The 8,298-nt window shown below is 57.2% G+C and carries 10 protein-coding genes; 6 read left to right on the forward strand and 4 right to left on the reverse strand.

Annotated elements, in window-relative coordinates; genetic code table 11:
* From QZL67_RS04855 to rpmH, 4 genes are all read right to left on the reverse strand, one after another.
* Positions 1-568: membrane protein insertase YidC (locus QZL67_RS04855; RefSeq protein WP_292919882.1), on the reverse strand; the 568-nt coding region annotated here is incomplete at its 3' end.
* Between the two features lie 82 nt (positions 569-650).
* Positions 651-872, reverse strand: a complete 222-nt coding sequence (yidD, locus tag QZL67_RS04860; protein WP_022289633.1) for a membrane protein insertion efficiency factor YidD — start codon at positions 870-872, stop codon at positions 651-653.
* The gene (gene rnpA, locus QZL67_RS04865; protein WP_022289634.1) at positions 869-1,213 is read right to left on the reverse strand and encodes a ribonuclease P protein component; all 345 of its coding nucleotides are present in this window, start codon (positions 1,211-1,213) and stop codon (positions 869-871) included. Before rnpA ends, yidD begins: the two co-directional genes overlap by 4 nt.
* A 114-nt stretch (positions 1,214-1,327) precedes the next feature.
* Positions 1,328-1,468, reverse strand: a complete 141-nt coding sequence (gene rpmH, locus QZL67_RS04870) for a 50S ribosomal protein L34 (protein WP_021751147.1) — start codon at positions 1,466-1,468, stop codon at positions 1,328-1,330.
* A gap of 387 nt (positions 1,469-1,855) precedes the next feature.
* Between rpmH and dnaA the strand changes: the two genes are divergently transcribed.
* The 6 genes from dnaA to QZL67_RS04900 all read left to right on the forward strand — a co-directional run.
* Positions 1,856-3,172 (forward strand): chromosomal replication initiator protein DnaA, encoded by a 1,317-nt coding sequence (gene dnaA, locus QZL67_RS04875; protein ID WP_022289635.1) that lies wholly within the window; start codon positions 1,856-1,858, stop codon positions 3,170-3,172.
* A gap of 258 nt (positions 3,173-3,430) precedes the next feature.
* The gene (gene dnaN, locus QZL67_RS04880) at positions 3,431-4,546 is read left to right on the forward strand and encodes a DNA polymerase III subunit beta (RefSeq protein WP_022289636.1); all 1,116 of its coding nucleotides are present in this window, start codon (positions 3,431-3,433) and stop codon (positions 4,544-4,546) included.
* 295 nt (positions 4,547-4,841) lie between these two features.
* Positions 4,842-5,057 (forward strand): RNA-binding S4 domain-containing protein, encoded by a 216-nt coding sequence (locus tag QZL67_RS04885; RefSeq protein ID WP_022289637.1) that lies wholly within the window; start codon positions 4,842-4,844, stop codon positions 5,055-5,057.
* The gene (gene recF, locus QZL67_RS04890; protein WP_022289638.1) at positions 5,047-6,150 is read left to right on the forward strand and encodes a DNA replication/repair protein RecF; all 1,104 of its coding nucleotides are present in this window, start codon (positions 5,047-5,049) and stop codon (positions 6,148-6,150) included. The genes QZL67_RS04885 and recF overlap by 11 nt, the downstream gene beginning before the upstream one ends.
* 93 nt (positions 6,151-6,243) lie before the next feature.
* Positions 6,244-6,510 carry an extracellular matrix regulator RemB gene (remB, locus tag QZL67_RS04895; protein ID WP_022289639.1) on the forward strand — a complete coding sequence of 89 codons (267 nt, stop codon included), beginning with the start codon at positions 6,244-6,246 and terminating at the stop codon, positions 6,508-6,510.
* A 165-nt stretch (positions 6,511-6,675) separates the two neighbouring features.
* Positions 6,676-8,298: DNA gyrase subunit B (locus QZL67_RS04900; RefSeq protein ID WP_292919884.1), on the forward strand; the 1,623-nt coding region annotated here is incomplete at its 3' end.

The raw sequence follows: 8,298 nt of genomic DNA on the forward strand, positions 1-8,298 counted from the left end.
TGGAGTTCAGATCCACACCCAGGAAGTGATAGTTGACATTCACCCAGCCGCTGTGCTGGGCAACGAAGTCGGGGAACTGGCTGTTGATGATCTGGGAGATCTCGATCTGCTCATAGGCGGGGTTGCTGGTCAGGGTGATACCGGCATTTTCGATCACCTGACGGGCAGCCTCCACCACCTCCAGACCGGCAGCACGGCCGCCGAAGTTCATGAAGTAGACGATGGGCTCCCGGATGATATAGTACAGGGCCATCAAAATGGGCAGCGGCAAAAAGCTCCACAGGCACCCGCTCATGGGGTTGACGCCCTCTTCCTCGTAGAACTTCTGCATCTCCTCATTCATTTTTACGCGGTTATTGGCGTACTTTTTCTGGATCTCCTGCATTTTCCCGGACATCCGATTCATGCGGACCATGCTCTTCTTCGACTTCATCTGGAAGGGCAGCAGGATCAGCTTGATGACCAGGGTGAACAGGATCAAAGATACGCCGTAAGAGCCGGTCAGATTGTAAAACAGGCGGACCAACCATGCGAACGGTGTACAGATCCAGTAAACGATGGTTGACATAATGCGTTTCCTCCAATAAGTTTACGGAAATCGAATCGGTGTGGACACGGTGCCGGACATCGGGCCGGCGCCGGGCCGTTTTTCAGGGGACGGGGTCATACCCGCCCTTGTGGAAGGGATTGCAGCGCAGGATACGGCGGAAGGCCAGCCAGCCTCCCTTGAGGGCTCCATATTTTTCCAGGGCCTCCAGGGCATACTGGGAGCAGGTGGGGATATAGCGGCAGCAGGGCGGCCGGTAAGGGGAAATGGCCGCCCTGTAAAATTTTACGAGTGCGATCAGAATGTCCCGCAGCAGGTGCTTCATTCCGCAGCCTCCAACAGATCCAGTTTCCGGCACAGCCGCAAAAAGGTCTCGTTGAGATCCTTCCAGGGGCAGGTTGCCGTTCTTCCCCGGGCCACCAGAACCACGTCATAGCCTTTTTTCAGCTGCGGCGTGTGGAGGCGGTAAACCTCCCGCAGGCGGCGGCGGGCCCGGTTGCGGACCACGGCATGTCCCAGTTTGACGGAGACCGTGATGCCCAGGCGGTTATGATCCAGCCGGTTTTTCCGGCAGTAGACCACCATGCCTCCGCCCACGGCCGATGCGCCCTTCTGATACATCCGCCGGAACTCGTAATTTTCCTTCAGCGTTACCGCTCGTTTCATCTTACTCCCTGCCTTGCCATTTGAACGAAAACTCGTCAAGGGACGGAGGAATCCAAAAATTCCCGCCGTCCCTGAAAACGTCTGTTCAAGTGTCTCCCGCGCTTGCCGTCTCGCTTAGTAGGACAGCCGGGCGCGGCCCTTGGCGCGACGACGGGCCAGGACCTTGCGGCCGTTGGCGGTAGCCATTCTCTTGCGGAAGCCGTGGACCTTCTGGCCATGCAGCTTCTTGGGCTGATAGGTACGTTTCGTAGCCATGTTTGAGACACCTCCTGTCAGAATTACGGCCGTTCCAAATGGAACGGCGGCATTTACTCGACACCCTTCCTTTTCAGGAAACGGCGCAGTAAACAACGCTCAGGCGTCCTCGCGACGCATCGAATAGTATACAGACTTTTTTAAAATGTGTCAAGAAAAACTTGAAATTTCCCGGAAATTCCGCCCTTTTTTGGTCCCGACAGTTTCATTTCTCAAAATCTTGTGTTCGGAAGAAAAAAATGTCCCATATTTTGACTCCTTCCCGCCCTTGATTTTTTCCTGTTTAAAACAGAATTTATATTAGAATAAGTGTTGTGTTTACTTTGTCTTTTTGTTATAATAGCGTCGTATGATTTTGTCCATTTTCAACTAGAGAGAGGTGTTTCTGTGAATTCCGTTGCTGACGTGTGGGACAACGTCCTGCAACAGCTGAAAAAAGAATTGTCCGAGACCACCATCGCCACCTGGTTTGACGAACTGGAGGCCGTGGACATCCAGGGCAACGTCTTTATTCTGCATTGCTCCAACGATTTTAAAAAGGGGTACATCGAATCCCTTTTCATGAAAAACATCAAGGCCTCCCTCCACGACATCTTCTCCACGGATTTTGAGGTGCGGATCCTGGACGACCAGGACTACGCCGAATTCCAGGGCAATGTGCCCAAGAAGCAAAGCGAGCGGTTCACCTCCGCCGAATTCACCTTTGAGACCTTCGTGGTGGGTCCTTCCAACAAGCTGGCCTATGCCGCCTCCGTCTCCGTGGCGGAGCATCCTGCTCAAAACTACAATCCCCTTTTGATCTACGGCGATTCCGGTCTGGGCAAGACCCATCTGCTCTACGCCATTGCAAACGTCATCCGCCGCAACGACCGGCACGCCAAGATCGTCTACATCAAGGGCGATGATTTCATCAACGAATTCATCGAACTGATCCGCGCCGGCCGGGGCAACGAGTTCCGGGCCAAGTACCGGGAGGCGGATCTGCTGCTGGTGGACGATATCCAGTTCGTGGCCGGCAAGGAACAGGTCCAGAATGAGTTCTTCCATACCTTCAACACACTCTATGAATCCGGCCGCCAGATCGTTTTGACCTCGGACCGTCCCCCCTCTGAGATGACGCTGCTGGATGACCGGCTGCGGACCCGGTTCGAGTGGGGCCTTTTGGTGGACGTGGCGCCTCCGGATTTTGAGACCCGTTTGGCCATCGTGAAAAACAAGGCCGCCATTCTGGGCATGGAACTGCCGGACAAGATCGCCGCCTACATCGCGGAAAACGTCACCGCCAACGTTCGCCAGCTGGAGGGCACCATCAACAAGATCATGGCCTATAAGGATCTGCTGGGCAACGACACCGATGAGGAGACCGTCACCCGGGCCATTCAGGACATGCTCCGGCGCAATAACGAATACATCCCCTCCCCCGAGGCGATTCTGGAATATATCAGCAAGTTTTACAGCCTGGATGAAGCCGTCATCCGGGGGCAGCAGCGCATCCGGGATGCGGTGCAGGCCCGTCAGATCGCCATGTACCTGATCCGCTCCATGACAAACCTGTCTCTCGACGATATCGGCAAGCAGTTTGACAACCGGGATCACTCCACCGTACTCTACTCCATCCAGCAGGTGGAGAAGAAGATGAAGAAGGACGCCGCCTTCGCTGAGACCGTCAAAGAGATCAAAACCAACATCAATTCCAAGCGCTGAAAAGTGCTGTTTTTTTCCACGTTTCGTGTGGAAAAACAAAAACTTTGCTGTGGAAAAGCATTCTTCGTTTTTCTTCGTGGAAAACCGTCCTGTTTTTTCCACGATTCTTTCCAACGCCGAAAACCTTGGCACAACAGGGTTTTCGCTTCTTTTCCACAGTTTTTCGCCCTGCGACTGCTTTTTCTAAAAATATATATTCTTTTCTTTTTTTCCAGAGGGGTTTCCCCCTCCTATCCCAACCAGAGAGGAAGCGTTCCTATGATGAAATTTTCCTGCGAGAAAGCCCTTCTCCAAAGTGCCATCGCCGTCACCAGCCGCGCCGTGGCACAGAAAAGCTCCATTCCCGCGTTGGAAGGCCTGCTTCTGCATGCCGAAACCTATCTCACCATCTCCGGCTACAACATGCAGACCGGTATCCGTACCCGGGTGTCTGCCGATGTGACGGACGGCGGCGACATTGTTCTCAATGCCCGGCTCTTTGGCGACATCATTCGCCGGATGCCGGACGACGTGGTCACCTTCACCGCCGATGAAAAACAGATGGTCCACCTCAGCTGCGGCGACGCCGATTTTGACATCCTGGGTCTCTCCGCCGCCGACTATCCGGATCTCCCCGAAGTGGAGGATGAATTTTCCGTTGCCATCCAGCAGAAACGGCTTCGTTCCATGATTGAGGAAACCGCCTTTGCCGTCTCCACCAACGAAAGCCGCCCGGTCCACACCGGTGCCCTCTTCGAGATCACCGACAAAGGTCTTACCATGGTGGCTGTAGACGGATTCCGTCTGGCAATCCGCCGGGAACCTCTGGAAAAAATTGACGGAGGCGCCTTTTCCTTTGTTGCCCCCGGCTCCGCACTCAACGAAGTCAAGGGCATCTGCGCCGACAGTGAGGACCCCGCCTCCATCACACTGGGCAAACGCCACATTTTATTTGAGGTAGGCGACACGGAACTGATCTGCCGCCGGCTGGAAGGCGAATTCCTGGATTACAAAAACGCCATTCCCCGGAAAAATCCCATTTCCGTGGTGGCCGATACCAAGGCCCTCATTGAGAGCATCGACCGGGTCAGCGTGGTGATCTCCGACAAACTCAAAAGTCCGGTCCGCTGCATCTTCGATCACGACAAGGTATTTTTGTCTGCCAAAACCGGAAACGGCGAGGCCAAGGATGTCTGCCACATCAGCGGTGACGGTCAGGGACTGGAAATCGGCTTCAATAATCGCTATTTGATGGAAGCGCTCCGCTATGCACCTGCCGACACGGTGAAAATCGAGCTCAATACCGGCGTTTCCCCTGCCATCATTGTTCCCACCGACGGCGAGGAGAATTTCCTCTACATGGTGCTGCCTGTCCGGCTCAAGAGCGCGGAGTGATCTGCTGAAAAAACGACCCGGATTCCGGGAATGGGAGCCGGCACGGCATCCCCTTTCCGGGACCGGATGATTCTGTTGGCTGAAAAGGGGCGTTTTTAGCCCAAAAACGGGCCTCTGGAGCCGCTGCATTTCAGCGCGACCATCCGTGGCCGGATTCCGCCGGAAATAATGGCTGAAAACCGGCGCTTTTCCCCTTTTTTATTCTGAGTTTTCAGGAAAATTCCTGTAAACTCTCATTGCGGCGGAACGCTGCCGCCGGAACCGGCAGGCCTGTGTGCCCCGGGCAAGGAGGATTATGAAAACCATTACCATCACCACGGAGTTTATCAAGCTCCAGGACCTTTTGAAATTTGCAAATCTCGTGGAGACCGGCGGCGAGGCCAAGGAGCGCATCCAGTCCGGTGAGGCCACGGTCAACGGCGAGGTGTGCACCATGCGGGGCAAAAAGATCCGCCCCGGCGACGACGTTGTGTTCCAGGGGGAGCACTATACCGTGGCCTATGCGGATTGAATCCCTGGAGCTGGAGCAGTTTCGCAACTACCGTCTCCAGAGGATGGACTTTGATCCCCGGTGCAACGTCATATTCGGGGCCAACGCCCAGGGAAAGACTAATCTGCTGGAGGCGATTCTCTACCTCTCTTGTGGAAAATCGCCCCGGGCCCGGTCTGACCGGGAGATGATCGGCTTTGACGCCGCGGCCGCCCGGCTGACGGCCACGGTGCTGGCCCGGGAACGGGTGTTCCAGGTCCAGGCGGAGCTGTTCCGGGACCGGCGACGCAAACTCTCCGTCAACAAGGTCCCCGCCAAAAACAGCGCCGCCCTCAGTGAGGTCTACCACACCGTCTACTTCCGTCCGGAGGACCTCTTCCTCATCCGGGAGGGGGCTGCCGCCCGCCGAAAGTTCCTGGATGCGGCGTTATGTCAACTTCGCCCCCGATATGCCGCCGCTCTCACAGCGTACGGACGGCTTTATGACCATAAAACCCGCATCCTCCGGGACAGTGAGGAGCGGCCGGACCTGTTGGCCGCACTGCCGGACTTCAATGAGCAGATGGTACGCTTCGGTGCGGTGCTGATCCATTACCGGGCCCAGTTCGCCCAGGCACTGGGAAAGTACGCGGCAGTTCACCATCGGGAGTGCTCCGGCGGAAAGGAAACGCTGGAGATCCGCTATCAGACAGTGTCGTCTGTGACGGACCCCTTCGCGGACCTCCCGGTGCTGACACAGCAGCTGCGGGAACATATGGAGCGCCACCAGGCGGCGGAGCGGGCGTCCCGGCTGTGCCTCTCCGGTCCCCATAAGGACGATTTGTCCGTAACAATTAACGGAAAAGACGCCAAGATGTATGCATCTCAGGGACAGACCCGGACCGCGGCGCTGTCCATGAAGCTGGCAGAGCGGGAGATCTATCAAAATGCCACCGGGGAGTACCCGGTGCTGCTGCTGGACGACGTGCTCAGTGAGCTGGACCCCCGGCGTCAGGAATTCGTCCTCAACCGCATCGCGGGGGGGCAGGTGTTCATCACCTGCTGCGAGGACGACCGACTGCCGGAACTGCTGGGCGGCAAAGTGCTGCATGTGCACGGCGGAGAACTGCTGTAAGCGGCTGCCGGGAAATGTTCCACGTGGAACATTCTGGTAAAATCGGACTGTGATCCGCCTTACTCCCCTGTTTCGTGGAAGGAGCTTTGAAGGATGTATCTGCACATCGGACAAAACGAGATCATTCCCGACCGGCGGATTATCGGCATCTTCGACCTGGACAAATGCTCGTCCAGCAAGCGGACCCGGGACTATCTCTCCGACGCGGAGAAAGAGGGCGTGGTGCTGGACGTGTCCGGGGACATTCCCAAGTCCTTTGTGGTGTGTGATCACCCCTATCACCGGCAGATCGTCTATCTGTCCCAGCTCAACGCCGTGACGCTGCAAAAGCGGGCGGAGAGCCGGAAGCTGGAGCTGTGAGAAAAAGTCCGCTCTCTCGGGGTGTCATCACGTGTCTATATAAGATAACGAAACCTTTATCAATTCAGATTGCAAATAAGGCAGGAAGAAACAGGCCGGAAATGGCTCCGGCCCGGCTCTTCCTGTCTTATGCCGGGGAAATTTCCCCTGAAAGGAGAAACCTACATGGCAGATCAAGAACGCTTGAATTCCACTGCGGTTGACGCGGAAAACGAGTACGATGCCTCGGAGATCCAGGTCCTGGAAGGCCTGGAGGCGGTGCGCAAGCGCCCGGGCATGTATATCGGCTCCACCTCTACCTCAGGTCTCCATCATCTGGTTTACGAGATTGTGGATAACGCCATCGACGAGGCCCTGGCGGGCTACTGCACCGACATTCTGGTGCAGATCAACGAAGGCGATACCATCACCGTGGTGGATAATGGCCGCGGCATCCCCGTGGACATCCAGGCCCAGACCGGCCGTCCCGCCCTGGAGGTGGTCTATACCGTCCTCCACGCCGGCGGCAAGTTCGGCGGCGGCGGATACAAGGTTTCCGGCGGTCTCCACGGCGTGGGCGCCAGCGTGGTCAACGCCCTCTCCGAGTGGCTCACGGTTCAGGTCCACCGGGACGGCAAGATCTATGAGATGAAGTTCTCCCGGGGCCATATCACGGAGGAGATGACCGTGGTGGGCGAGACGGATCATACCGGCACCACCGTCACCTTCAAGCCCGACCCGGAGATGTTTGAGGACACCGTCTACAACTATGACACCCTCCACACCCGCATGCGGGAAGAGGCCTTCCTGAACGCCGGCCTGCGCATCCGCACCGTGGACAAGCGCCCGGGCCAGGAGCAGGAGGACAACATGTGCTTCGAGGGCGGCATCCGGGAGTTTGTCACCTGGCTCAACAAGTCCAAGGATGCCCTCCACCCCGACGTGATCTACATGTCCGGCATGAAGGGCGACTCCATGGCGGAAGTGGCCATGCAGTATAACGACGGCTACAACGAGACCATCCTGTCCTTTGCCAACAACGTGCATACCCCCGAGGGCGGCATGCACGAGGAGGGCTTCAAGCGGGCCCTGACCAACGTGCTCAACGCTTACGGCCGCAAGATCAAGATGCTCAAGGACGACGAGAAGATCTCCGGCGAGGACTGCCGGGAGGGTCTCACCTGCGTCATCTCCGTCAAGCTCACCGACGCCCAGTTCGAGGGCCAGACCAAGGCAAAGCTGGGCAACAGCGAGATCCGCACTCTGGTGAATAACATCGTCTCCGAAAAGCTGGAGATCTTCCTGGAGGAAAATCCCCAGGCGGGTCGGATGATCCTGGACAAGGCCCTTACCGCTAACCGCGCCCGGGAGGCCGCCAAGCGGGCCCGGGAGTCCATCCGCCGCAAGACGGCCTTGGGCGGCGCGGCCATGCCGGACAAGCTCCGGGACTGCAACGAAAATAACCCTGAACTCACCGAGATCTACATCGTCGAGGGCGACTCCGCAGGCGGCTCCGCCACCCAGGGTCGGGATTCCCGGTTCCAGGCCATTTTGCCGCTGTGGGGCAAGATGCTCAACGTAGAGAAGGCCCGGGCGGACAAGGTCTATGGAAACGACAAGCTCCAGCCCGTCATCACGGCGCTGGGCGCCGGCATCGGCGAGGAGTTCGACCTCAATAAGCTCCGCTATCACAAGGTCATCATCATGGCCGATGCCGATGTGGACGGCTCCCATATCCGCACGCTGCTTTTAACCTTCTTCTTCCGCTTCATGCGGCCCCTCATTGAGCACGGCTATGTCTACTCCGCC

The organism is Oscillibacter sp. CAG:155 (assembly GCA_000436875.1).
Taxonomy (GTDB): Bacteria; Bacillota; Clostridia; order Oscillospirales; family Oscillospiraceae; genus Oscillibacter.

Coding starts and splice junctions, on each gene's coding strand:
- yidD (WP_022289633.1), bottom strand. CDS start 872: ATGAAGCACCTGCTGCGGGACATTCTGATCGCACTCGTAAAATTTTAC.
- rnpA (WP_022289634.1), bottom strand. CDS start 1,213: ATGAAACGAGCGGTAACGCTGAAGGAAAATTACGAGTTCCGGCGGATG.
- rpmH (WP_021751147.1), bottom strand. CDS start 1,468: ATGGCTACGAAACGTACCTATCAGCCCAAGAAGCTGCATGGCCAGAAG.
- dnaN (WP_022289636.1), top strand. CDS start 3,431: ATGATGAAATTTTCCTGCGAGAAAGCCCTTCTCCAAAGTGCCATCGCC.
- QZL67_RS04885 (WP_022289637.1), top strand. CDS start 4,842: ATGAAAACCATTACCATCACCACGGAGTTTATCAAGCTCCAGGACCTT.
- recF (WP_022289638.1), top strand. CDS start 5,047: ATGCGGATTGAATCCCTGGAGCTGGAGCAGTTTCGCAACTACCGTCTC.
- remB (WP_022289639.1), top strand. CDS start 6,244: ATGTATCTGCACATCGGACAAAACGAGATCATTCCCGACCGGCGGATT.